The 25,644-nt window shown below is 67.1% G+C and carries 18 protein-coding genes and 1 pseudogene; 5 read left to right on the top strand and 14 right to left on the bottom strand.

Translation table 11 applies throughout. The features are described from left to right. The first annotated feature begins 301 nt into the window (after nt 1-301). Complete coding sequence (locus tag ACO6VK_RS05160) at nt 302-1,981, top strand: MASE1 domain-containing protein (protein ID WP_422505865.1); 1,680 nt, start codon at nt 302-304, stop codon at nt 1,979-1,981. Nucleotides 1,982-2,067: 86 nt separating this feature from the next. On the opposite strand, the gene ACO6VK_RS05155 is transcribed toward ACO6VK_RS05160, so the two are convergent. Together ACO6VK_RS05155 and ACO6VK_RS05150 are read right to left on the bottom strand one after the other, a co-directional pair. Further along, entirely contained in the window at nt 2,068-3,135 is a 1,068-nt protein-coding gene (locus ACO6VK_RS05155; protein WP_422505864.1) for a hypothetical protein, read from the bottom strand. 92 nt (nt 3,136-3,227) lie between these two features. Further along, nucleotides 3,228-5,759 carry a glycoside hydrolase family 3 N-terminal domain-containing protein gene (locus ACO6VK_RS05150; RefSeq protein WP_422505863.1) on the bottom strand — a complete coding sequence of 844 codons (2,532 nt, stop codon included), beginning with the start codon at nt 5,757-5,759 and terminating at the stop codon, nt 3,228-3,230. A 382-nt stretch (nt 5,760-6,141) separates the two neighbouring features. On the opposite strand from ACO6VK_RS05150, the gene ACO6VK_RS05145 reads away from it, so the two are divergent. Next, on the top strand, nt 6,142-7,149 hold the full coding sequence (locus tag ACO6VK_RS05145) for a LacI family DNA-binding transcriptional regulator (RefSeq protein ID WP_422505862.1): 1,008 nt from the start codon (nt 6,142-6,144) through the stop codon (nt 7,147-7,149). Between the two features lie 6 nt (nt 7,150-7,155). Here ACO6VK_RS05145 and ACO6VK_RS05140 read toward each other — a convergent pair whose 3' ends face one another. Continuing rightward, nucleotides 7,156-8,427, bottom strand: coding sequence for a sugar MFS transporter (locus ACO6VK_RS05140; protein WP_422505861.1), 1,272 nt, complete (start codon nt 8,425-8,427; stop codon nt 7,156-7,158). A gap of 422 nt (nt 8,428-8,849) precedes the next feature. Between ACO6VK_RS05140 and ACO6VK_RS05135 the strand changes: the two genes are divergently transcribed. The 3 genes from ACO6VK_RS05135 to ACO6VK_RS05125 all read left to right on the top strand — a co-directional run bounded on the left by ACO6VK_RS05135 (nt 8,850) and on the right by ACO6VK_RS05125 (nt 14,639). Further along, nucleotides 8,850-11,855, top strand: coding sequence for a TonB-dependent receptor (locus ACO6VK_RS05135; RefSeq protein ID WP_422505860.1), 3,006 nt, complete (start codon nt 8,850-8,852; stop codon nt 11,853-11,855). A 19-nt stretch (nt 11,856-11,874) separates the two neighbouring features. Further along, nucleotides 11,875-12,891 carry a cupin-like domain-containing protein gene (locus ACO6VK_RS05130; RefSeq protein WP_422505859.1) on the top strand — a complete coding sequence of 339 codons (1,017 nt, stop codon included), beginning with the start codon at nt 11,875-11,877 and terminating at the stop codon, nt 12,889-12,891. A gap of 170 nt (nt 12,892-13,061) precedes the next feature. Beyond that, nucleotides 13,062-14,639, top strand: coding sequence for a sensor domain-containing diguanylate cyclase (locus ACO6VK_RS05125; RefSeq protein ID WP_422505858.1), 1,578 nt, complete (start codon nt 13,062-13,064; stop codon nt 14,637-14,639). Nucleotides 14,640-14,654: 15 nt separating this feature from the next. On the opposite strand, the gene ACO6VK_RS05120 is transcribed toward ACO6VK_RS05125, so the two are convergent. The 11 genes and pseudogenes from ACO6VK_RS05120 to ACO6VK_RS05070 all read right to left on the bottom strand — a co-directional run bounded on the left by ACO6VK_RS05120 (nt 14,655) and on the right by ACO6VK_RS05070 (nt 25,456). Further along, nucleotides 14,655-15,548, bottom strand: coding sequence for a protein tonB (locus ACO6VK_RS05120; protein ID WP_422505857.1), 894 nt, complete (start codon nt 15,546-15,548; stop codon nt 14,655-14,657). Between the two features lie 100 nt (nt 15,549-15,648). After that, a complete protein-coding gene (locus ACO6VK_RS05115) occupies nt 15,649-16,542 on the bottom strand; it encodes a hypothetical protein (protein ID WP_422505856.1) in 894 nt (297 codons plus the stop codon). A gap of 142 nt (nt 16,543-16,684) precedes the next feature. Beyond that, nucleotides 16,685-18,397, bottom strand: a complete 1,713-nt coding sequence (gene aceK / locus ACO6VK_RS05110) for a bifunctional isocitrate dehydrogenase kinase/phosphatase (protein ID WP_422505855.1) — start codon at nt 18,395-18,397, stop codon at nt 16,685-16,687. A gap of 181 nt (nt 18,398-18,578) precedes the next feature. Then, nucleotides 18,579-18,938, bottom strand: a complete 360-nt coding sequence (locus ACO6VK_RS05105) for a hypothetical protein (RefSeq protein WP_017354579.1) — start codon at nt 18,936-18,938, stop codon at nt 18,579-18,581. Between the two features lie 50 nt (nt 18,939-18,988). After that, nucleotides 18,989-19,402 (bottom strand): annotated as a pseudogene (locus ACO6VK_RS05100) (roadblock/LC7 domain-containing protein); the annotation flags it as partial. Next, nucleotides 19,395-19,943 (bottom strand): GTP-binding protein, encoded by a 549-nt coding sequence (locus tag ACO6VK_RS05095; RefSeq protein ID WP_422505854.1) that lies wholly within the window; start codon nt 19,941-19,943, stop codon nt 19,395-19,397. The pseudogene ACO6VK_RS05100 and the gene ACO6VK_RS05095, both read right to left, overlap by 8 nt. 2 nt (nt 19,944-19,945) lie before the next feature. Further along, nucleotides 19,946-20,896: a hypothetical protein gene (locus ACO6VK_RS05090; RefSeq protein WP_422505853.1), complete on the bottom strand. Its 951-nt coding sequence runs from the start codon at nt 20,894-20,896 to the stop codon at nt 19,946-19,948. A gap of 326 nt (nt 20,897-21,222) precedes the next feature. Further along, the gene (locus ACO6VK_RS05085) at nt 21,223-23,448 is read right to left on the bottom strand and encodes an NADP-dependent isocitrate dehydrogenase (protein WP_422505852.1); all 2,226 of its coding nucleotides are present in this window, start codon (nt 23,446-23,448) and stop codon (nt 21,223-21,225) included. A 476-nt stretch (nt 23,449-23,924) separates the two neighbouring features. Then, nucleotides 23,925-24,485 carry a hypothetical protein gene (locus ACO6VK_RS05080; RefSeq protein ID WP_422505851.1) on the bottom strand — a complete coding sequence of 187 codons (561 nt, stop codon included), beginning with the start codon at nt 24,483-24,485 and terminating at the stop codon, nt 23,925-23,927. Nucleotides 24,486-24,631: 146 nt separating this feature from the next. Next, on the bottom strand, nt 24,632-25,126 hold the full coding sequence (locus ACO6VK_RS05075; RefSeq protein WP_422505850.1) for a hypothetical protein: 495 nt from the start codon (nt 25,124-25,126) through the stop codon (nt 24,632-24,634). A 36-nt stretch (nt 25,127-25,162) separates the two neighbouring features. Continuing rightward, the gene (locus ACO6VK_RS05070) at nt 25,163-25,456 is read right to left on the bottom strand and encodes a LysM peptidoglycan-binding domain-containing protein (protein WP_017354572.1); all 294 of its coding nucleotides are present in this window, start codon (nt 25,454-25,456) and stop codon (nt 25,163-25,165) included. Between the last annotated feature and the right edge of the window lie 188 nt (nt 25,457-25,644).

Genomic DNA, 25,644 nt, shown 5'->3' with positions numbered 1-25,644 from the left:
GCCTGTCCCAGTCCCTGCGCCGCCAGTTTTATTCCATGATCATCGCTGAGCTGTGCTCTCCCCGGCATCGGCACCGCCGACAATGCAAGTATCGACATCGCGCAGTAGATGTTAATAGACCTCACCTCGACCTCCAGATCCGAACGGCGACAGCGCCGCTAAACATCGTATGCGTGCGTATCCCGCAAGACAGTAGGAATGCTACGAAACGCCCGATCGATCGAACGATCACCACGCGGCAGGTTCGAAACCGCAGCAATCCTCAAGCGCGCACTTTCGTCAAATTCCGATAACCCACCTCATGCATTGCGCATACCGTGTGGAGCAGACACCGCCCGGCCTCGCGCTGGACCAGCGGCAGTCCGACCGCAATGACACGGAGGAGTGGATGCGAATGGAGCGGTGGAAGGATGCACGGCAACTCAGCTTTCGCATTTACCCCTACGGATTGGCCATCGCGCTGATATACGCACTCGCCTACTGGGCCGCGCGCGAGGCATCAGTGGATCAGTTCTTTCTTCCTGCAGGCATTCGCATAGCGGCACTGTTGATCTGCCCGTACAGGTACTGGCTCTACCTGCTTTTCGGCGAATACTGCTACTTCGCCTACGCGCGCTATCCGATGGTCGAGAAGTACGGGATGGAGTGGGTCGTACTTGGGTCTGCCTTGCTGATGCCAGCCGTGATGTTGATTGTCCACCTGCATCGCAAGCTGATGAGCTCAGAGACCGACATATGGTTGATCTCGGTCGCAGCCGCCTCGACAGCGGCTGTCACATCACTCAACCTCGGCCTCTCCCACGTCCTTTGGTCTACCCCACCCGTCACGGCATTGGACGCCAAGTTGACGCGCTTCCTCGTCGGTGACTTCATCGGAATTCTGACGATCGCCCCACTTGCCCTGCTGTGGAGCAAACGACATACCGACTCAGCGGTGACGAAGGGGCATGTCTTGCCGACCTCCGCCTGCCTCATCCTGATGATCATGCTCGGTGTTCTTGCGCATCTCATCCCCGCCGATTCGCCGGCTACGAAGACCGACCTGCTGCTGTTGATGGCGCTTCCTGCCGTCGCATTGACCTGCATGCATGGCTGGCGGGGTGCAGCCATCAGCGTGCCGCTATGGAGCCTGATCGTGCGTTTGACGATGCCATCCACAGGCGTAGCAGAATCATTTGATCCAGCAGCATTCTCCGTACAACAGAATCTGGCAGTAGTGGGCATCGCGCTTCTGGCCGTCGGATCATGCCTTTCGTACTACTATCGTCGGTATCGATCCACGGATCAGGATGGCAGAAACGCCATCTCACTCGCACGAAATACGCACATCGCCGCCGAGATGGATCTGCGCACGCGTGCGCTCGATATCAGGAAGCTGGGTGACGGCCTGGAGCATTCGCTGGACGACCTTTCAGACTGGCTCGACGCGCAGGGCCATCAGGATCTCGCCAGCAGTCTTCGCCGCGTTTCGGCGGTGCATTCACGGAAGTTCCGCGAACAAGTCACGATGGTGTATCCCACATCGCTGGAGCATGTCGGCCTGTATCTGGCGCTGCAGACCGGCGGGATCCACGAGGCGTGGAAAGACACCGACCGGCTGATGCTGCACCGGCTTGGCGGCGATCCGTGCCAGTTGAGCATCGGCCTTCAGCTGGCAACCTACCGCACCATCGCCGAGGCCGTCTCGCTGCTGCTCCAGCACGAGCCCGGTCAGATCCACATCAGCGCGCGATGCGGCAGATTCCGGCGCGACCGGGGAATCCTGGTGGCGGTGGCGTTGCTGGATACGCGGCGTCATCTGTCCGATGGCACCATGACCCTCGCGCTTGAGCGCCTGACCGGTCGCACGCTGGCCTACGGGGGTACCGTGCAATGTCGGCGCAACCGCATCCGGATACTGCTCCTGGAGCCGCGGCCCGACGCGGAGACGGCGCAGCATTTCAGATTCCCCGTGCACTGCGCCGCGACCCACACCCGGTAGTGCCGGCCGCTGGCCGGCTCCAGGCGAGGCCCGCCACAACCGCAGCCCCGGCCTGCCCGGCCACCACAGCGAGGGAGCTCGCTGGCTTACGCGCAGATGGCGCGGGGGTCCAGGCCCAGATCACGGCAGACGGCATCGTGTACACGTCGCATGCCGCGCGTGCGGGAGGCGAACGGATACCACCATAGCGGCGTCGGGGCGATGAAGTTTTCCCACTCCCCTGCCTGCAGGCGGCCCCGGAGTGCGGTGAGCAGCAGGCGCGCCTCTTCTCTGGCACCGGCGAAGTAGGCGGCCAGCGCGAAACGTTCCAGGCAGAGGCTGTGAAAACTCTCGTCGTATGCGGGCATGACATCGTGCACCCGCTGGCGCAGCGTATCGGGCGTCGCATCCAGCCACTTCAGCAGCGCGCGGCGCAGCCATTCCGCGTCTTCGGCATTGCCGGTGCAGCGGGCAAGAAGGCGGATGTCCTCAACTTCTCCGCTGGCCATGAATGCATCGTCGAACAGGGTGTCGGCAACCACCACATGCGCGCAGCTGCCGGCAGGTGCATTCTCGACGATCCAGTTGGCGAAGCTGTACCGCTCGTTATCCTCGCCACCCCAGCGCTCAAGCGTGCCCTGAGCGAAACGGATCAATGCCGGGCAGTGGAAAGGCGACGCGTCCATCGCCTGATTGAGCCAGCGCAGACGGCTTTCCTCGCCTGCACCGATCACGATGCTGCAGTGGATCAGGCCGGCCAGCGCCAGAGCGTTGCCGGGATCGTTCTCGATGATCTTCAGCAGGCGCTGCTGGCCGCGCAGCATGACCTCGGCGAACTTCTTCCGTCGCAGCGGGGGAATGTCCCGCACATAGCCCTCACCCCGCAGCACCCAGGCTTCCCAGATGTGGACATGGGCAGCAAGCACCTCGGCGTGGCGCGAATGCGGCGCCGCCTGCGCCCACCGGTCAGCCAGCGCGGCCGCTCCCCGCTCCCTGGCCAGCGCCTCGATCAGGGGCTCCAGGCTTTCCGGTAGCAGGGCCGCCATCTGCATGTCCGCTGCGGCGTACTGGCCAGCGCGCAGCTGTGCCCGTACCCGGTCCAGCTGCGGCGTGATGAAGTGCGGACGCATCGTGGCGCACGGAAGAAGGCGTAGCGTCTGCAGAAAACGGCGCATGCGGAGGGCTCATTGCAAAGCCGGCCAGTGTTCCTGCGCAAAGAAGCACATTCCATGCAAAAAGTTGCACGCGCACGCAGCCTCCCCCTCCCTTACGGGCAGCGCACCGCCCCAGCCGCCTTGCCTGCATCCACCGACACCCGCACCTGGGTGAACGCGGCGGCGAAGGGTTTATCCGCGCTCACCACGAACGGCGCTTCCACCGCGCCCAGGTCCACGCCCTGCCTGGCGAAGCAGGCCAGCGGTACGGTGACGGTCTGCTTCTGCCCCGGTGACAACCGGGCCAGCACCGGCGCGATATCCACCCCGCCTTCGCAGCCGGTGCCGCACTGCATGGTCACCTTCACCGGCGACGTCGGGCGCTGCACCAGCTGCACGTCGAACTGCAGCGCGCCGTCGTTGCGGGCCAGCGCGCCGAGATTGCGGCGCGAACTGCTGCGCGCGACCAGCTGCGCGGGGGCAATCCAGGTCACCTCTTTGGCATCCTGCTGGGTGTTCACCTGCACGGTGCGCACCTGTACCACCGGCGCGGCGGTGGGCCAGCGCAGGGTGGCGTTGAGGTCGTTGCCCAGCGGCTGGGTGGCGCCGGCCGCAGCCACGTGCAGCGCGAACGGCGGGGTGTCGGCGCGGTTGAAGATCGGCAGCGTGGTGACCGCGCCGCAGTTGTCCGGGTTGGCTTCGGGCAGGCGGGCCACGTTGCCCGGTGCCGCATAGCGCAGGCCATAGCCGAGCGCGAACAGCGGCGGCCGCGTCGGATCGGGCTGGTCGATCGGTGCAGGACACGGAACGCCCGGCCACGGGAAGCTCAGGCGGCCGCGGAAATCGTGCGCGGGCCTGCCGTCCTTGCCGGCCACCAGCACGTCGGTGACGCCCTTGCCCTCGGTGCCCGGCAGCCACGCTGCCACGAACGCCTGCGACAGGTTGAGCAGGTCGTTGGTGTACATCGGCCGCCCGGAGAAATACACCGTCACCACCGGCTTGCCGGTCGCCTGTGCGGCGCGCAGCACCGCCAGGTCCTGCGGGTAGGTACGGCTGTGGCTGACGCTGTCCGAATGCAGGATGTCGCCGTTGGTTTCGGCGTACGGCGTTTCGCCGACCACCGCCACCACCACGTCGAACTGCTTTGCATCCAGCCCGGCGCCGTCGGCGCTGTAGGTGACCTGGCGATCGCCCAGCTCGGCGCGCAGCGCCCCCAGCACCGAGTCGGCGTGCGGGAAATCGGCATTGGTGTTGTCGGTGCCCTGCCACGTCAGCGACCAGCCACCGGCCTGGTCGGACAGGCTGTCGGCGCTCTTGCCAACCACCAGCACCCGCGCATCGCGCCGCAGCGGCAGCACGTGGCTGTCGTTCTTCAACAGCACCAGCGACTCGCGCACGGCGCGGCGGGCCAGGTCGCGGTGCAGCACCGCGTTGCTGTCGCCGGCGTAGCGGCTGTCGGAAGGTGTGTGGTTGAACAGGCCGGCGCGCAGCTTGACCCGCAGGATGCGGGTGACCGCATCATCGATGCGCGCCATCGGAATCTCGCCGTTCTCCACCTGCGCAATGGTATTGGCGATGAAGGCCTTCCAGTCGTCGGGGACCATCACCATGTCGATGCCGGCATTGATCGCCTGCGCGCAGCTGTCATTGCGGCAGCCGGGTACCTGGGCGATGCCGTTCCAGTCGGACACCACAAAGCCGTCGAAGCCCATTTTGTCCTTCAGCGCATCGGTCAGCAGCGCCTTGCTGCCGTGCATCTTGCCGTAGTCCATGCCGGCGGCGCGGTCGTTCCAGCTGTTGAACGAGGCCATCACTGTCTGCACACCCTCGCCCAGCGCACCGTAGTAGCCCTGGCCGTGCACGTTGATCATCGCGGCCTTGCCGACCAGCGCCTCGCCCTGGTCGCGGCCGTGGTCGGTGGCGCCATCGCCGATGTAGTGCTTGGCAGTGGCCACCACGTTGCCGTCATCGGCAAAGCGTCCCTGCGCGCCCTTGACGTAGGCGTGTGCGTACTCACGCACGCGCGCCGGATCGGACGAGAAGCTTTCGTAGGTGCGGCCCCAGCGCGGGTCGTGGGCCACGGCCAGGGTCGGCGCGAACACCCAGTCGATGCCGGTGGCGCGGGTGGCGCGCGCGGTCGCCTCGCCGATGCGCTCGATCAGCTCGGCATCGCCGGCGGCACCGAGGCCGATGTTGTGCGGGAACAGCGTGGCGCCGTAGACGTTGTTGTGCCCATGCACCGCGTCGGTGCCCCAGATCACCGGAATGGGCGTCTTCGCATCGGTCGCCAGCGACGCGGCGCGGTAGGCATCGGCGAGCGCCAGCCAGGCCGCCACCGACGCGTGCTTGTCCATGCCCGGCCACGAGCCGCCGCCGTTGAGGACCGAACCGATGTAGTACTGCCGCACCTGCGCGGGGCTGATCGTCTTGATCTCCGGTTGGGTCATCTGCCCCACCTTCTGCGCCAGCGTCATCTGCGCGAGGATCTGCTGGACCCGTGCTTCAAGGACCGGGTCCGGTGCGATCGCACTGGTCACCCGCGGCCAGTCCGTCAACGTTTCACCGCTGACAGGGGCGGCCAGTGCCGGGCTGGCCAGGGCCAGCAGCAGGCAGGTGCCGAGCAGGGTCTTGGTGGGGCTGTTCACGACATCTACCTCCGGTGGGAATGGCTCGCGATCGGTGTGGGCGCCGCCGTGACCGACGACCACGCGCGGTGCGCGTTGCGGTCGTTGCGGCGAAATCGTGCGGGTCAGCGCCCCTGTCTGACAGCGCTGTCATACAAAGCCGCGGCAACGCTGTCAACCGCCGCCGACCCGTTGCGCAGGGCTACGCCAGCAGTGACGGGGATCGCGGCCGAGCGCGCATGTCCTTCCCCGGTCCGGGGTGCTGCATCGCCGCACGGATTGGCGGGGGCGCCAAACACCGCCGCGTCATGGCAACATCCGCCTGCATCGGCAACACGGTGGTCGCCCCGGCGCACTACCATCGGCATCCGTCGACCCGCCCTCCAACAGGATCTTCCACCCCATGCGTAGTCGTATCGAGGATGTCGCCGCAGTTGCGGGCGTTTCGATCAAGACCGTGTCCCGCGTGCTCAACAACGAGCCGAACGTGCGCGTGGAAACACGCGATCGCGTGCAGGCGGCGGTCGCGCGGTTGGGCTACAAGCCCAATCTGTCCGCGCGCAGCCTGGCCGGGCAACGCTCGTATGCGCTGGCGCTGGTCTACAACAATCCGTCGCGCAACTACCTGATGGAAATCCAGAACGGAATGCTGGAGGCCTGCCATGCCCATCACTACAACCTGATCCTGGGGCCGGTCGGCACCGGCCGGACCACCCTGCCCGACCTCGCCGCGCTGTTCGAGAACTCGCGCCCGGATGGGGTGGTGCTGATCCCGCCGCTGACCGACGACGCGGTGGTGCTGTCCTATCTGGAAGAGCACGAGATTCCCTTCACCAGCATCGCCCCGCGCCATCCGGACGGCCGCATCGGCGTGCGCATGGACGAAACCACCGCCGTGGTCGAGCTGATCGGCCACCTGGTCGCACAGGGCCATCGGCGCATCGCGCACATCAAGGGGCCGCGCGCGCATGGCGCCTGCCAGTGGCGGCATGCCGGCTATCGCAAGGCACTCAAGGACGCCGGCATCGACTACGACCCCACGCTGGTGGTGAGCGGCGAGTTCTCGTTCGAGTCCGGCGTGGTGGCGGCCAATGCACTGCTGGATCTGGACCAGCCGCCCACCGCGATCTTCGCCGCCAACGACGACATGGCCGCCGCGGTGTTCCGTGTGGCCGGCCAGCGCGGCCTGCGCATCCCGCGCGACCTGTCGGTCTGCGGCTTCGACGACACGCCCATCGCCGGGCACATCTACCCGGCCTTGACCACCGTGCGGCAGCCGACTTCGGCGATGGGCCAGCTCGCCACCGAGCAGCTCATCGAACGCATCCGCTCGCCCGAGGGCGGCCGCATGGTCACGGTGGACCATGCGGTACTGATCCGCGAATCGACCCGCGCGCCGCGACGGCGCTGAGCGGCGTTACGCGGTGTGCCGCGCGCCGCGCCAGGCGTAGAACAGGATGTACAGGTAGCACAGCAGCGGCAGCAGGAACGACACCTGCAGCCCGTGGTGATCGGCCACCCAGCCCACTGCGAGAGGCACCACCGCACCGCCGACGATCGCCATCACCAGCAGGCTGGAGCCCTGCCCGGTCAACGCGCCCAGGCGTGCGATGGCCAGCGCGAAGATGGTCGGGAACATGATCGAGTTGAACAGACCGATGCTGACCACCGCCCACTTGGCCAGCCCGCCACCGGCCAGCATGGTGACCCCCAGCAGCCCCATCACCACCAGCGCGAACAGGCCGAGCAGACGGCGCGGATCGATCTGCGCCAGCAGCACCGTGCCGATCAGGCGTCCGACCAGCGCACCGCCCCAGTACAGCGACACGTAGCGGGTGGCTTCCTGCTCGGTCAGCCCTTCGCCGATGCCGGGCATGGACAGGAAGTTGACCAGCACGCTGCCGATGGAGACTTCGGCGCCCACGTAGAAGAAGATCGCCAGCACGCCGTAGCGCAGGTGCGGATGGCGCAGCGCGTCGCGCAGCCGGCCCTGGCCCGCGCCCTCCTCCACACCGGGAATGGTGGGCAGGCGGAACATCCAGATGGCGGCGGCCAGCACGAACAGCGCCACCGCCAGCCCGAAGTACGGCACCTGCACCGATTGCGCCTCGGCAACCCGGTAGGCCAGCGCCTCGGCCTGCGGGAGCAGGGCCAGCTGCGCGTCGGTGCGCGGCTCGGCCGACAGGATCAACAGCCCACCAAACAGAGGCGCCAGCGTGGTGCCCAGCGCGTTCATCGATTGCGCCAGGGTCAGGCGGCTGGAACTGGTGCGTTCCGGCCCCAGCAGCGCCACGTACGGATTGGCCGCTACCTGCAGCACGGTGATGCCGGTTGCCAGGACGAACAGGGCGCCCAGGAACAGGCCGTAGACGTGGGCATGCGCCGCCGGCCAGAACAGCAGGGCACCGAGCCCGGCGATGGCCAGGCCGGCCACGATCCCGCGCTTGTAGCCGACGGCGGCCACCAGCCGGCCCGCCGGCAGCGACATCAGGAAGTACGCGCCGAAGAAGGTGAACTGCACCAGCATCGCCTGCACCCAGGTGAGCGCGAAGGCGGCCTTGAGGTGCGGGATCAGGATGTCGTTGAGGCAGGTGAGGAAGCCCCACATGAAGAAAATGGCGGTCACGACCGCCAGCGCAACGCCATTGCGTTGCACATGTTGCCCACGAACGGCAGCAGAAGTGTCCATTGCATGTCCTTCCAGGTTGGGAAAGCCGGCCAGGCGGCGGCCACACATGGAACATGCTCCGGTCACGGTTGTCCAGCGCTGTCAGACAACCGGTCAATGGCTGCGCCGCGCTTGGGATGCGCAGCACCGACGCGCTTCGCGCAGTTTCGTTCTGCACTGCACCACAACCTGCTCCGACTGAATCCGATGCGACACGTCCCGGGAAATATGCATGGATTGCCCTGCATTGCCGTGTTTTACGCGTCTGCGTAACGCTGGACGCAGCGATCCCGGATGCGACGGCAGCGCACCGGCGGACAGGCCGCATGCCGTGGTTTGTTGACAACGCTGTCAACCGTGGCTCCAATCCGGCCGGGTGTGCCGTTGAACCGTGCAAGACGCCGTCAGACCGCCATTACCGATTCCCTGGGGAGGGAGCTTCCATGAAGATGTACAAGGCCGTACCCCGCAAAGCGATGCTCACGTCCGCGCTGCTTGCTGTCCTGGCCGGCCCGGCCTGGGCGCAGGACCCGCCCGCCCGCCAGGCCGCGCCGGCAGACGGCGTGGATCCGACCACGCTGGACACGGTGCAGGTCACCGGCATCCGCGGCAGCCTCACCTCGTCGATGAACCTCAAGCGCGACAGCCAGGGTGTGGTCGATGGCATCGTCGCCGAGGACATCGGCAAGTTCCCGGATACCAACCTGGCCGAGTCGCTGCAGCGCATCAGCGGCGTGTCGATCGACCGCACCTCCAGCGGCGAAGGCTCCAAGGTGACCGTGCGCGGCATCGGGCCGGACTTCAACCTGGTGCTGCTCAACGGCCGCCAGATGCCGTCTTCCAACCTTGGCAACGGCGGCGGCGGTCTGTCCGGGTCGCGGTCCTTCGATTTCGCCAACATCGCCTCCGAGTCGATCTCGGCGGTGGAGGTGTACAAGACCACCCGCGCCGACACCCCGACCGGTGGCATCGGTGCCACCATCAACATCAAGACGATGCGCCCGCTCGAGTCCGAGCCGGTGATCAGCCTGGGCCTGAAGGCGGTCAACGACAGCTCCAACGACAACCTGCCGCGCACCCTGCAGGGTGCCAACGTCACCGGCGAGCTGTCGGGCATCTTCAGCCAGACCTACGCCGATGGGCGCTTCGGTGTGGCACTGAGCGCCAGCCACCAGGAGCGCGATTCGGGCTTCAACCAGGCCACCGTGGCCGAGGGCTGGGCCACGTTCTACGGCAACGAAAGCACCGACTGGCGCGCACTGCCGCAGCCGGGCCAGGGCTATTCGGACCGCATCCAGAACCGGCCGGGCCCGACCGACGTGTACGCGCGCCCGCAGAACACCGCGTACAACGTCAACGGCGTGCAGCGCCAGCGCACCAATGGGCAGGCCACCTTCCAGTGGAAACCGGCCGACAACATCACCACCACGCTGGACTACACCTATGTCGAGAACAAGGTGCAGCAGCAGCGCAGCGAACTGTCGGTGTGGTTCAACTACGGCCCCGGCGACAGCACCTGGACCAACGGCCCGGTGTCGGCACCGATCATCTACAGCGAGGACATGGTCAATTCGGACGTGTCGATGGGCGGCATGAAGCTGGCCACGAAGAACGCGATGGATTCGCTCGGCTTCAACGTGGACTGGGCGGTCAACGACGCGCTGGACCTGTCCTTCGATTTCCACAACTCCACCGCAGAGTCCAAGCCCGACAGCCCGTACGGCTCGGCCGGCGTGCTCGGCGTGGCCGCCTTCGTGCGCGGCAAGACCACGGTGGACTACAGCGGCGACCTGCCGATCATCAACATCGCGCTGCCGCCGGGCGGCGTACAGGCATCCGACGCACTGGTCACCGGCTCGGTGTTCCAGAACAGCTACAACAAGTCCAAGGTGCAGCAGTACCAGGGCCGCGGCACGTTCACGTTCGCCGACTATTCCGCACTGGACTTCGGCGTGGGCCACACCAAGGTGGAGAACCGCTCGGCCTCGGCGATCATGCAGCGCGACACCTGGGGTGGCCTGGGCAGCCCGGCCGACTACGATGACAGCATCTGGTATGCCGATGACATGGCCAGGTACTTCAATGCGTTCTCCGGCCACAGCGACCCGCGCCTGACCGGCCAGTTCCTGGTGTTCGACTTCGATCGCCTGCGCGAGCGCGCCGGCCAGGTCGCGGCCAACGGCGAGCCGCCCTGCCCCACCTGCTACCTGGCGCCCACCGAATACACCGAAGACATCCGCACCACCGAAACCTCCAAGAGCGCCTACCTGCAGTACCGCACCACCTTCGAGTGGTCGATGCCGCTGCATGTGGCGGCCGGTGTGCGTTACGAGCAGACCGATGTGGAATCGACCGCGCTGGTGCGCGTGCCGACCAGCATCAACTGGGGCTCGGCCAACGAGTTCAACCTGGGCTATGCCGCCGAAGGCACCTTCATCGGCGGCAAGGGCAAGTACGACTACGTGCTGCCCAATGTGGACCTCAAACTGGACATGAGTGACACGCTGGCGCTGCGCGGCAGCTACAGCCGCAGCATCGGTCGCCCGGGCTGGACCCAGATCGACAGCGGCCGCCGCTTCGACAACATCGTGCGCACCCAGGGCGGCACCGGGTCGCGCGGCAATCCAGGCCTGGAACCGCTGCTGTCGGACAACTTCGACCTGTCGCTGGAGTGGTACTACGGCGAGTCCAGCTACGCCTCGCTCGGCTTCTTCCGCAAGAACATCAAGAACTTCATCAGCAACACGATCGTGCGCGACAACAGCGCCGGGCTGCACACGCCGGTCGGCGGCACCTACTGGAACGAGGCGCTGGCCTCGGGCTGCGGAGTCACCGACATGCCCTGCATCCGCGATTACATCTTCACCCACCACAACGGCGATCCGGGGGTGACCGCCACCGGCACCAACTCCGCCGGCCAGCTCACCGGTACCATCGTCGGCCAGCCGGGCGATCCGGTTGCCGGGTTCGACATCACCCTGCCGGCCAACCAGCGCTCGGATCATCTCGATGGCTGGGAACTGAGCGTGCAGCAGCTGTTCGGGCAGACCGGCTTCGGCCTGGCCGCCAACTACACCAAGGTCAAATCCGGGCTGACCTTCAACAACCTGAGCCTGGGCGACCAGTACCCGATGATCGGCCTGAGCGACTCGGCCAACCTGGTGCTGTTCTACGAGAAGTACGACTGGCAGGTGCGTGCGGCCTACAACTGGCGCGACAAGTTCCTCAACGGCATCGGTGGTCAGGGCCCGAACCCGAACTACACCGACGCCTATGGGCAGCTCGATCTCAACATCAGTTACGCGGTCAGCGACCAGCTCACGCTGAGCCTGGAGGCGATCAACCTGACCGACGAAACGATGCGCACCTACTCGCGCCACACCAACATGCTGCGCTACGCCACCCAGACCGGCCCGCGCTACATGTTCGGGGTACGCTACAAGTTCTGACCCCGGACCTTCACCGCGCATGCCCGTCGCCCACGGCCTGATCGAGGAACTGCACGATGTCGCGCCGGACCAGCTGCCGGCGCGGCTGGCCGGCTGGACCACGCCGAAGGTGCTGCGCGGGCTGGTCGCGCACTGGCCGATGGTCACCGCCGCACGTCATTCAGCGACCGCGGCGGTGGCCTACCTCAAGCGGTTCGACCACGGCCGGCTGCCGGTGACGGCCACGACCGCGGCACCCACCGAAGGGGGCCGCATCTTCTACAACGCGGACATGAGCGGCTTCAATTTCCGCCGCGAACAGATTCCGCTGCGCGTGGTGCTCGACACCCTGCTCAAGTACCAGCCCGACCCCGCGCCGCCGTCGATCTACGTCGCATCGACCACGCTGGACACATTCCTGCCCGGCTTTGCCGCCGACAACCCGCTGGCGCTGGGCGTGGACGATCCCCTGGCCAGCATCTGGATCGGCAACCGCTCGCGCATCGCCGCCCACCAGGACGTGCCCGACAACCTGGCCTGCGTGGCCGCCGGGCGTCGCCGCGTCACCCTGTTCCCACCCGACCAGGTGGGCAATCTCTACATCGGCCCGCTGGACTTCACCCCCGCCGGCCAGGCCGTGAGTCTGGTGGATTTCGCCGCACCGGACCTGACCCGCTTTCCACGCTTCGCCGATGCGATGGCGCATGCGCAGGTCGCCGAACTGGCACCGGGCGATGCGGTGTACATCCCCTCGCTGTGGTGGCACCACATGGAAGGACTGGACGCGTTCAACGTGCTGGTCAACAGCTGGTGGCGGCCGGTACCGGCGTGGACCGATGCACCGATGAACGCGCTGATGCTGGCGCTGCTGGCCGTGCGTCCGCTGCCACCGGCGCAGCGCGCGCACTGGCGGGCGCTGTTCGACCACTACGTATTCGATGCCGATGAAGCAACGACCGCACACATCCCGGCAGCGGTGCGCGGTGTGCTCGGCGAGCTCGATCCGGCCACCGCCGAGGCGGTGCGCAAGGTGCTTCGCCTTCGCCTGGAGCGCTGACCCGGTACGGCCGGCTGTACCGATTCACCCACAGCGGTGGGGAATCCGTAATAATCCGCGCCGTGATCTGTTTGCCGCCCGGGGGCAGAGGTGCGCTCCTGACCGCTCCATCGTTGCCGTTCCTTCCGTATTCCGGGTAGGTGCAGCACCTGCCGGTTTCCATCGAACGTATGCGCCCGCTGTCTACCCGCCTGAACCTGGGCAAGCTGATCCTCGCCCTGGCCCTGCTCAGCGCGCTGATCGCGCTGGCCAACACCCTGCACGCCAGCTACCGCGTGCAGCGCGACCAGCTGATCGGCAATACCCTGGAGGCCAACCGGGTGTATGCCAGCAAGCTGGCCGAAACCACCCAGAACTTCATCCAGTCCGCGCAGCAGCAGCTGGCCTACAGCGCCACCACGCTGGGCCAGCATGCGCACGATCGCAGCGGGCTGGAAGCCGAAGCCGCACGGCTGCAGCTGCAGACCAATTCCTTCAACTCCGTGCTGATCGTGGATGCCGCCGGCACCGTGCTGGCCACGTCGCCGCAGAGTCTGGCACTGCAGGGCGTGGTGCTGCGCAGTCCGGGCAACAAGGAGGCGCTGGCACGCCGCGAGCCGTACATCAGCGACCCCTACCAGTCCGCCACCGGACGCCTGCTGGTCGCCATTTCCCATCCGATCTTCAGCGCGCAGGGCCAGTACCAGGGCTATGTCAGCGGCACCATCTACCTGCGCCAGCGCAGCATCCTGCAGACCCTGCTGGGCAAGCACTACTACCGCGACGGCTCCTACCTCTACGTGGTCGATCGCAACGGCCGCATCCTGTACCACATCGAACCCGGCCGGGTCGGCCAGTTCGCGCTGGAGAACCCGGCGGTGCAGGCGGTGAGCAAGGGCCACTCGGGGGCGCAGCAGGTGCGCAACAGCCACGGCGTGGCGATGCTGGCCGGCTACGCGCCGGTCCCCATCGTGGGCTGGGGCGTGGTCGCGCAGCGCCCGACCGAGGCCACGCTGGCACCGCTGTCGCGCCTGATGACCTCGGTGATCTGGAATGCGATCCCGCTGGGCGTGCTGTCGCTGCTGATCACCTGGTGGTTCGCACGGCGCATCTCGCTGCCGCTGTGGCAGCTCGCACGCAACGTACAGAACCGCGACACCGGCATCGCCATCCGCCACGTCACCGGCATCCGCGCCTGGTACTACGAAGTGGCACAGCTCAAGACCGCGCTGCTGTCCAGCTTCAACCTGCTGCAGGACCGCATCGGCAAGCTCAGCCGCGCCAGCATGACCGACCCCCTCACCGGCCTGCAGAACCGCCGTGGGCTGCAGCAGGGGCTGGAGGACTGGCAGCTGCGCGGGCAGTCGTTCGCGATCATCGCGATGGACATCGACCGCTTCAAGACGATCAACGACCGGTTCGGCCACGCGGCAGGCGATGCGGTGATCCTGCGCATCGCCCAGCTCATGCGCACCGATTCGCGCGAGACCGACCTGCTGTGCCGCAACGGCGGCGAGGAGTTCCTGATCCTGCTGCCCGGTATCGACACGGCCGCCGCCACGCAGTTCGCCGAGCGGCTGCGCCGCCGGATCGCCGCCGAGGTGTTCGAGCATGTCGGTTCGGTCACCGTCTCGCTCGGGGTGGCCCACTACCCGACCTTCCACGAAGACCCGCTGCAGGCCCTGCGCCTGGCCGACAAGGCGCTGTACATGGCCAAGGAACAGGGCCGCGACCGCACCGTGGTGCACCCCGAAGGCAGGGGCGCTTGACGCCCTGCGGCGGCCTCAGCCGCCGCCCAGCGGCGTACGCAGCACCGGTCCGCGCTGGCCGGCCTGGTACAGGCCGCCATCGGCAGGCAGCGCATCCGGGGCGTCGGCGGCCAGCAGCAGTGTGGCCGGATCGGTCCACGTGGGGCGCTGGCGCGGGCCCGGCAGGTAGGGATACCAGCGTGCGAACTGCTCGCCCTCGCCGTTGACGTCGTAGCGCACGCCCACCCGCACCAGCCAGAACGGCGCGTCCCGGGACTCGCCCGCGGTGGGTACCCGGAACGACCAGGTGCGCGCGGCCACCAGCGCGTTGCGCGAGAACTGCTTGCGGTAGGCGGCCAGGCGACGCGGCGAGGCCCGCACGCGCATATTGACCTGCTCCACGATCGCGTCCTGGACCCGGCCGTCGCGCCCCACCCGCATCAGCACATAGGCATCGCCGTTGACGCCAAACATGCCGGCACCGCCGGGATACAGCGGTGGGGCGGCGTTCTGCCACGTCAGCCGGGTCGCATCGTGGGGGTCGTAGTTCTGGAAGCTGGCACTGCGCAGCGCGATCTGCAGGTTGCCGTCGTCCAGCGGCGTGCCGACCACGCGCAGGGTCAGCGGTATCCGGATCGCGCGGGGCTGGCCATCCTGCAGATAGGGATCGAACCGCCAGCCGGCGACCGCGCGGCGGACGAAATCGGCCACCACCGGCGGCACCTGGCGCTCATCGCCCAGCTGCAGCGTTTCCACCGCGCCGCTGGCACTGACATCCAACGCGCCGCGCAGCAGCATGCTGACTTCCAGCTGTTCGCCCGCCGGTGTCGTCGACGGCGCGGCGAGCGCGGCGCCGGTGTACACCCCTCCGACCAGCAGCACCAGCCACAGCAGGCGCTGGCAGCGCCCTCCACGATGCGGATTCCACATGTGCGCGACTCCCTGTCCCAGGCATGGGCCGAAGCCTACCGCACTGCGCGGACGGGTGCGCGCCGGGGCCGGACGGGCCCCGCACGGCATGACGCCGCGCTCAGCTCTCCAGTGGTGTACGCAGACGCGGGGTATCGGCGGCGTCGGCGACGGAGATGCTGCCTTCGGGCAGCAGATCGGGCGCGGAATCGACCGTGGACGCCGTGCGATACCAGGGAATGGACGTAGTCGGTCCGGGCGAATAGGCCATCCATTTGCCCAGATCATCCGTGGGGGAACCCATGATCGAGAACCCTACGGGGATGCGCACAATGCGCTGGGACGCCTTCGTGCGCAGTTCTTCTTCGTTCGGCGGGATCTTCCAGCGCCGCGTGGCGGAAAGGGCCGCCCTGGCGAATTTCTCGCGCACCTCGCGCATCGCCTGCTCGCTCCCGACCTGCCGCAGATTGACCTGCTCGACCATCGCGTCGCGCACCTTGCCATCCGGCTCAAGCAGCAAAGCGAGGTAGACGGTCGCTTCATTTCCACGCGCACCGGGTTCCTTGGGGTACTCGGGTGGCGGGAGACGGGTATTGCGCGACCGTGTGCGGGTTTCCGACGTACCCAACGGCCGGAAGTTGGCACTGCGCACACGCGCGGCGTACTGCCCGTCCTCACCGGGCACGGCAACCAGCCGCAGCGTCATCGCGGCGCGCTCGGCCACGGGCGAACCGTCGACGTTGATCGGCTCGAACTGCCAGGTTTCCACGGTCGTACGCACCATGCCCAGCACGGTCGGCGACAATCCCTTCTCGTTGTCGATCCGCAGTGCGGTGATGCGCCCATCGACGGCGATATCGACCTCGCCGTTGATGCGCATGCTCAGTTCCACCGGCGCGCTCCACTGGGTCGCGGTCGGCGACGCCTTCGGCGTCGCGGCAGCCGCCTCGCCGATCCATCCCGGCGATGCCGCCAGGGCCGACACTACGATGATCGTCAGGAGATTCTTGCCCATTCCAACGCGTCCTTGGTTGATCTTGCCGCGGCACAGGCCACAGACAGGGAGGCTTCGGCAGTCCGCATGACGTCCTGTCGCGAAGAGGCCAGAGCATAGCGCACGATGCCGGATGCGCAAAAAATCGCTGGGACGCCGCCGATCACGCCAGCCGCAGCGCGGCCGCGTAAGGCGGTGTATCCGGATAGTCGTCCTGCGCGAAGCGCTGCTGCAGGCCCTGCCACCACGCCGGGTCGAACAGGTGCGCATGGTGCTCGCGCACTGCCGCGAGCTCCGGGGCGGCCAGGCCCATGAACATCCAGAAGCGCTCGGGGAACACGTCGTTGGGCGCGATGTGGAACCACGGTTCGTCGGCCATCGCCTCCTCGGCGTTGCGCGGCGTGGGCCAGGGACGGAAGTGGCAGTCGCTGACCAGGCAGACTTCGTCGTAGTCGTAGAACACGGCACGGCCATGCCGGGAGACGCCGAAGTTCTTCGGCAGCATGTCGCCGGGGAAGATGTTGTTGCGGGCCATGTCGGTGATGGCCTGCGCATAGTCCAGCGCGGCCGCGCGACGCGCCTCGGCCGGCTGTTCGCGCAGGTACAGATTGAGCGGGCGGAAGCGCCGCTGCACGTAGCACAGCGCGATCACCAGCGCATCGCCGTCCTCGTGCACGCTGCCGGCGCACTGTGTGAGCAGCTCCTCGCGCAGTGCCGGGGAGAACCGCGCGCGCGGGAAGCGCAGGTGGCGGTAGGGCTGCGCGTCGAGCAGGCGGCCCACCCGGTCCAGGTTGAACACCAGGGCGTACTTCTCCTCCACCTGGTGCCGGGTGAGTGTTTTGGGCCAGGCGAAGCGGTCGCGGATCAGTTTGAACACCAGCGGGTAGCTGGGCAGGGTGAACACCGCCATCACCATGCCGGGCGTGCCATCGGCATGCACGAGGTATTCGTCCGGGTGGTCCTGGAAGTGTCGCTGGAAGGTCCGGTAGCGCTCGGTCTTGCCCTGCTTGGCACGCCCGAGCACGGTGTAGATCTCGTCGATCGGCTTGGCCGGCAGCAGGCTGCGCAGGAATACCACCGCATCGCCGACGGTGGCGAGGTCGGCCTGGAAGTAGCTGCGCGAGACCCCGAACAGGTGGGCAACATCGCGCCGGCGGGTGAGCACCGCTTCGGCACGCAGCCCCTGGTCATCGTTGACCAGTGCGATCACGCAGGGGGAAAACCGGTGCTCGCCGAACACGCGGCCGACCAGATACGCACGGCGCTCTCGGTAGAACACGGTGTCGAGCAGTTCGATGCTGCGTACCGGGTAGTCGCCCCAGTGGGCCAGGTCGTCCTGCAGGCGCACCGCGATGGCCGCCGCGCAGCGCAGCTGGTGCGCATAGGGCACCTGGAAGGGGTAGTCGCCGAGCACGCGCAGGATCGCCTCGGCCGGGCGCGTGGGCGACAGCGTGTAGCTGTGGCGCGCGACCGGATGGGTGATCGCATCGGACGGCTCCACGTCCATCGCCATGAACTCGATCGCTGCGTCCACCCCCTCGGTGGCGAACAGGCGCCGGGCCAGGGTGTTGTAGAAGGTTTTGTACAGCTCGGCGTCGATCAGCCCATCCACCAGCAGCGCATAGGCCTGCCGCACCTCCAGCCACACGGCCCGGGCCCCGACAGTCTCTCCGGCGGCACGTCGCAGAGCATCCATCGTCTCGGCGATGCAGATGTCGTACAGGCCGATGCGTTCAACGGCGTCCTGGCGTGCACCGGTCCAGTCGCGCTGCTCGAAGCGGGCGCGCGCGCGCCGGGTGATCGCCGCAAAGCGCGCGTGATAGGCCTCGAAGCCGTCGCGGATGAGGACAGCCAAGGGCGATGCCAGCACGTTCATCGCGACGCGGCAAGGCAGGGACGGACAGCGTTGCGCATGCAGGCACACCCCGGTGGTCTGCCCTCTACCTTACGGCAGGCCTGCGCGGAATGCATGGCGGGCGGCGAGGCGGCACAACGCGGGGCGGTGAACGAAAAGCGCCGCCGGCCGCTGTACTGCCGCGGCCGACGGCGGAGGGAACTCAGAGCGCCAACTGGCTTTCCACGTCCTGCACTTTGCGCCGGGCCAGGGCCAGATTGGATTTGCCGCGATCGAGCACCAGGTAGATGAACAACCCCTGCTGCTTCGCGACCGGACGCAGGATGTGATACGCGCGGCCCAGCGAAATCAGGATGTCCTCGATCGTGTCGTTGAGGTTGAGCGAGGCGGCGGTCTTCATCTTGGCGCGGATCACTTCGGTATTGCCGGCCGCTGCCACCTCCATGTCCACACCGGTGCCGGCCTCGCCCAGCAGCATGCCGCTTTCGTAGTCCACCAGTGCCACCGCCTGCGCGCCATCGATGGTCATCAGCGCGCTCAAGGTTTGATCGAGTCCTGCCATGTTGCACCCCGTTGGTTGTCGAGCCCCATGTGCCCCTGCGGATCGGCTCGTGATCCGCTGAGTTCGGCCACGATGTTGCGGCCACATTCCTTGGCGCGCCAAAGCACCTTGCCGACCACGCACCGCTGGTCGCACGCGGTCATCAGCAACAGCGGCGCTGGCTGGCTGGGCAGGGCCAGCATCAACACCTTGCCGCCGCCGGCTTCGAGCATCAGGACTTCCAGTTCGCCCAACGCCAGTTCGCGGCCGACCGCGGCGGCCAGCGCCAGCATCGCGCTGGTCATGGCGGCCAGCCGTTCGCCGTTGCCGTGGGTGCCGGCGCCGGGGATCACCGCGAAGCCATCCACGCTGGCCAGCACCACGCTGCGCACGCCGTCGATGTCGTCGCAGAAGGCCTGCAGGTGGCGGCCGAGCGCCTCGCGCTGGCGGGCATCCACGGGGCGGGCGTCGCGACCGTCAGGCATGCGTGGCCACCAGTTCGCAGGCTTCCATTTCGCTCATCAGCACATCCATCAGGCGCAGGCCTTCCTCGCGGTCGCGTGCGTCCACCGGCACCACCGGCAAAAGGCGTCCGCCGCGGCCGGCCTGCAGCGCGCAGGTATCCAGCTCCCACGCCGGCGCCAGGTCCAGGCGGGTCAGCCCGACCACCGCCGGCACCTGCGCGGCATGCTGCTGCAGCACATCCAGGTAGGCGCCCAGCGCCGTCGCGGCGGCCGCGTCGGTGGCGTCGAGCAGCAGCACCACGCCGCTGGCACCCTGCAGCAGGATCGGCCACAGAAAGTCGAACCGCTGCTGCCCCGGGGTGCCGTAGAGACGCAGGCGATCGCCGTTGGGCAGGTCGATGTCGGCATAGTCCATTGCCACCGTGGTGGATGCCTTGTCGGCACCGGCGCGGTCGCTGTTATGCACGTCGGTGTCCACCACGGCGCCGGCGGCGATGGCACGCACCAGGGTGGACTTGCCGCTGCCCATCGCGCCGAGGACCACGATCTTGTGTTCGCGCACCGTCAGCCTCCACCACGCTGGCGCACGCTGCGCCACATCCGCGCCAGCAGCGAGCCGCCGGCCGTGCCGGGCGCCCGCGTCGCGACGGCCTCGGCGGGGGCTGCCTCCAGCGCGGCATAACCACACAGATAGGCCGGATGCACGAAGGCGCGCACCGCGTCGGCCGGCATGTCCAGCAGGTGGCTGCACTCGTCCACGCTGCAGGCGCGCTTGAGCAGCAGCGAGCACAGCCGGAAGCTGTCGTGCTGGTGGCCGAGCACACGGAAATCGGGCCAGCGCAGCAGCTTGACCCGCGCGTGCCGCTGCAGGCGTGCGTCCAGGTCCTGCCAGTGCGCCGGCTGCTGCCCCCACTGCCACAACAGCGGCCGCAGCGGCTGCCGCGGCAGGTCGCCGGCCAGCTGCTGGTAGCGCCGGGACGCGATGCCGTGCAGGGCAAGGCGCTCGAAGTTGTCCGACAGCCGCTGCGCCACGCTGGCGCCGCCGTCGGGCAGGACCATCTGATCCTGCTCGAAATCCAGCAGCAGCCAGGGCAGCCCATCTGCCACCAGCACCGCATGACCCTGCCGGGATTGCAGCCGCTCGCGCAGTGCACGGGTGATCGCCTTGGCGCCACGCGCCGCACAGGGTTCGTCGATCGGCGCCGGCCCGGCCGGCATGTGGCGCAGCGCGCGTTCGATCGCCTGGTCGTCCAGCACCGCGTGATCGTGGCCCTGGCCGTGGCGCAGATGCCCCTGTTGATCTTCGATCCAGAACTGGATGCGTGGCCGCTCGCGCACCATCCGCAGCGCGGCGTTGCGCAGCGCGGGGGTGTCCTTGATCACCAGCAGGTCGCACTCGTCCAGATCGCGGCAACTGCGCACAGTCTCGGCCGGCAACGCGGCCGCCGAGCGCAGCCGCTGCAGCAGGGCGTGCTCTCCCTGGATATCCGATCCCACTACCAGCACCCGGGCCATCGCCTTCCCCTGCGTTCTGAAGGACCACCACTGCTGCGGATACGACCGTGGCTAGGCTATGCCATCGATACCGGACCAATCGTGATGGATCGCACAGATTGAGCGGGGAAAACCGACCCGCGTGCTACGCATGCCAGAGGCAAGTTTCATGCCGTCTTGACGTGATCGGATGCACGCACGGGATGAAAACGGCCGCCGACAGACGTCACAGTTCCACCGACACGTGGCGACGTGGGGCATCGCCTTGAAGCGGGACGCCCCACAACGAAAAAACCCGCGCCGAAGCGCGGGTTTTCCGTTGCAGCGGTGGAGATGGCGAGCGCGGTTTACAGCGCGGCCAGCGCACCGTTGAAGGTGGCGCTCGGGCGCATCGCCTTGCTCGCCTTGGCCACATCCGGACGGTAGTAGCCGCCGATGTCGACCGGCTTGCCCTGTGCGGCGATCAGCTCATCGACGATGGTCTGCTCGTTGTCGGCCAGTGCCTTGGCCAGCGGGGCGAAGCGGGCCTTCAGCGCGGCATCGTCGTTCTGCGCAGCCAGGGCCTGGGCCCAGTACAGCGCGATGTAGAAGTGGCTGCCGCGGTTGTCGATGCCACCGAGCTTGCGCGACGGCGACTTGTCGTTGTCCAGGAACTGGCCGTTGGCCTGGTCCAGGGTCCTGGCCAGCACGGCGGCGCCCGCGTTGTCGTAGCGGTTGCCCAGGTGCTCCAGCGACGCGGCCAGGGCCAGGAACTCGCCGAGCGAATCCCAGCGCAGGTAGTCCTCTTCCACGAACTGCTGCACGTGCTTGGGCGCCGAGCCGCCGGCACCGGTTTCAAACAGGCCGCCACCGGCCATCAGCGGCACGATGGAGAGCATCTTGGCGCTGGTGCCCAGTTCCATGATCGGGAACAGGTCGGTGAGGTAGTCGCGCAGCACATTGCCGGTCACCGAGATGGTGTCCTCACCCTTGCGGATGCGGTCCAGCGAGAAGGTGGTGGCCTCCACCGGCGCCAGGATGCGGATGTCCAGGCCGCTGGTGTCGTGGTCCTTGAGGTAGGTCTCGACCTTGGCGATCACCTGCGCGTCGTGCGCACGCGCGGCATCCAGCCAGAACACGGCCGGGGTGCTGCTGAGGCGGGCGCGGTTGACGGCCAGCTTCACCCAGTCCTGGATCGGGGCGTCCTTGGTCTGGCACATGCGCCAGATGTCGCCGGTCTGCACGGCGTGCTCGAAGATCACCGCGCCAGCATCGTCGGTGACGCGCACGGTGCCGTCGGCCGGGATCTGGAAGGTCTTGTCGTGCGAACCGTATTCCTCGGCCTTCTGCGCCATCAGGCCGACGTTGGGCACCGAGCCCATCGTGGCCGGATCGAACGCGCCGTGGGTGCGGCAGTCGTCGATGACGGCCTGGTACACGCCGGCGTAGCAGCGGTCCGGGATGACGGCCTTGGTGTCCTGCAGCTTGCCCTCGGCGTTCCACATGCCGCCCGAGTCGCGGATCATCGCCGGCATCGAAGCGTCCACGATCACGTCGCTGGGCACGTGCAGGTTGGTGATGCCCTTGTCCGAGTTGACCATCGCCAGGCCAGGGCGCTTGCCGTACTCGGCGGCCAGGTCGGCCTTGATCGCTTCCTGGGTGGCTTCCGGCAGCTGCGGCAGGCGTGCGTACAGATCGCCGATGCCGTTGTTGGGATCGAAGCCGGCCTGCTTGAGCACGTCGGCGTACTTGGCCAGCACGTCCTTGTAGAACTCTTCAACGACCACGCCGAACATGATCGGGTCGGAGACCTTCATCATGGTCGCCTTCAGGTGCAGCGAGAACAGCACGCCCTTGGCCTTGGCATCGGCGATCTGCGCCTGCACGAACGCGGCCAGCGCGTTGCGGCTCATCACCGCGGCGTCGACGATCTCACCGGCCTTGACTGCGGTCTTTTCCTTCAGCACCACGGTGGTGCCGTCGGCCTGCTGCAGTTCAATCTTCAGGCTGCCGGCGGTGGCCAGCGTGGCCGACTTCTCGCTGCCGTAGAAATCGCCGCCGTCCATGTGCGCCACGTGCGACTTGGACTCGGTGGACCACTTGCCCATGCGGTGCGGGTGCTTGCGCGCGTAGTTCTTCACCGACAGCGGCGCGCGGCGGTCCGAGTTGCCTTCGCGCAGCACCGGGTTCACCGCGCTGCCCTTGACCTTGTCGTAGCGCGCCTTGATGTCGCGCGAGACGTCGTCGGTCGGCACGTCCGGGTAGTTCGGCAGCGCGTAGCCCTGGTCCTGCAGCTCCTTGATGGCCGCTTTCAGCTGCGGCACCGAGGCGCTGATGTTGGGCAGCTTGATGATGTTGGCATCCGGGGTGGTGGCCAGCTGGCCCAGTTCGGCCAGGTGGTCGGCTTCCTTCTGCTCGTCCTTCAGGTAATCCGGGAACAGCGCCAGGATGCGGCCGGACAGCGAGATGTCGCGCGTTTCGACCGCGATGCCGGCGGTGGCGGTGTACGCCTCGACGATCGGCAGCAGCGACTGGGTGGCCAGGAACGGAGCTTCATCGGTGAGCGTGTAGAGAATCTTGGGCGTATTCGACATGGGGGACTGATGCTCTCTTGCGTATCTGAGGAGTGATGGCCGTCGGCAATGCGGGGCCGCGTGCAACCGTGTCGCGTGCAGGCCGCGCCGGGCGGGGTCCGCACTTTTCCCGTGGATCGCGCCGCGTGGCGCGCGCTGCGGGAAACCCCCGCATTGTCGCGTTTTCAGCCCCCCGGAGCAAAGCGGCGCCATACGCAAAAGTACTGAATCGCGGCGGCCCGCCTGTGGGTTGATCGGTAACGTCTGAAACTCAGCCAGGCCTGCCGGCCCCTGCGCCCGTCAGGACAGCGCGGATGGACGGGTGCTTTCCTGCGACGACGTGGCGACGTCCCCGTCCTGCCGCTCCCCGCTTGGCATGTCAGGACAAGCATCGACTGCCCTCTGGCGCCCTTGGAAGAGACCGCTACGCATCGCGGGACCGCCAGACCTGAATGGACACGACAGGGGCATGCCACGGACAGTCCACGGAGAGTCAGTCACTCTGCCAGTGGCTTCTCTACGACCTCATCTGCGACCCAGGCGGAGAGTGCTTGCCCCCACGCGCTGCGCCTGGGGCAAACAAGCCGCTGGGCGGTGCGGCTACGTTTGAAACTGCATATGCGGAATCCGCCAAGCACCGCCGCAAGCGCGGCCTGCTCCGCGGCATTGGTCGTTTGCCCAGTCAGATGCAAGGACATCGCGTCGGACACCGACGATGACACATGCAGATCGTAGCGGACGCCACCTGCCTCGCGCACTTTGAAAGCGTGAAGAAGATGACCGGGCATGCCCAGCGTCACATCGGGAACCCCCGCCGGCGGCCGACTGGGCGCATCGCCCTCGTACACCATCACCACCTCTCTCCCGTCGCTGTGCACCCTGTGGAGCCCAAAATCAGCCGGGGCCTCATAGCTCACCGACATCCCGTGGGGAATCCGCAGACAGGAACCATGAAGAAAGTGGTCGCAACTGTAAGACCAGAGATTTGACTCCTGGGCCAACGACGGCAATGGAATGAGAGCAGCGGCAAAGCAGAAGTAGCGGCGCAAATCCTTCATGCCTATCTCTCCCGTCGCTGAATGTTTGAACTGGCGTCAATCATTTTTCTACCATAGAGTCAACGCTAGCTGGCGGATATAAAAAAGACGCAGCCTCGCGGCTGCGTCCATCGTGAGCCTGTTGCCGGGAGAGAGTCGGCGTAGGCCTACTTGACCTCGAACTCCTGCGGCGTTCCAGCCGCCTTACCATCTACCGTGACTTCCGCGCGGTACTTGCCCGCCGGCCAGCCATTGGCATTCGTGAATTTCAGGTTGGAGGTTTCCGCGCCCGTGGTGTTGAGCGTATGGGTCTGCTCACCGGCCACCTGCCCGTCCTGGTAGGTCAGCTTGGCGGCCACGTTGACGTTGTTGGCGGTGCCGTCGGTGCGCACCGACACCAGAATCTCATCCTTCGGCGCGAACAGCGCCGCCGGGGCGACCGTCTTGTCGGCGGCGGCGGTCTTGCCCACCGTGACGCTGGAGACGTTCACTGCTGCCGCAGCAGCCATCGGCTCGGGAGCCGGGGCCGGGGTCGGCGCAGGGGTCATCGCCGCCGGCTGGGCGTTGTTGTCGGCGGTTTCTTCTTTCTTCTTGCAGCCAGCCAGGGCCACGGTGGCCAGCAGGCCGGCGAGTACAGCAGTACTGATGGACGACTTCTTCATGGAATTCCTCCCTTGGAATGGTAGTGACGGAGCGACTCAGCCTTTGGGCGGCAACTTGAGGACCTGCCCCGGGAAGATCTTGTCCGGGTCGTCCAGCACGTCGCGATTGGCGTCGAAAATCTTCTTCCAGGCGTTGGCATCGCCCAGTTCCTGCTTGGCGATCTTCGACAGCGAGTCGCCCTTCTGCACGGTGTAGCTGCCCCCCACCACCTCGGCGGTGGTATCGATCGACGTGGACACGCCGGAGAAGTCGGCTTTCTCGACCTTCTCGGCAGTGGTGTCGATGCTGGTTTTCACACCGGAGAAATCGGCTTTCTTATCGGTACTCATCCACACACTCCCGTCTTCATTGACGACATGGGAGGCACGGTGTCACAGCCCTTGTTAATGGGGCATGGCGTGGATGTGAAGACCGCTCCGGGGCCACAGGGGGCCGGCCCACGGTCGGCACCCCCGGCAGGGGGGGGGAAGCAGCAAGGGGAGTTAGTGGCGAAGGTCGTAAAAGGTGCGGGAGGGTT

This window comes from Stenotrophomonas sp. GZD-301, assembly GCF_049310345.1.
Lineage (GTDB): Bacteria > Pseudomonadota > Gammaproteobacteria > Xanthomonadales > Xanthomonadaceae > Stenotrophomonas.
This window is presented reverse-complemented; position numbering and strand designations above follow the sequence as displayed.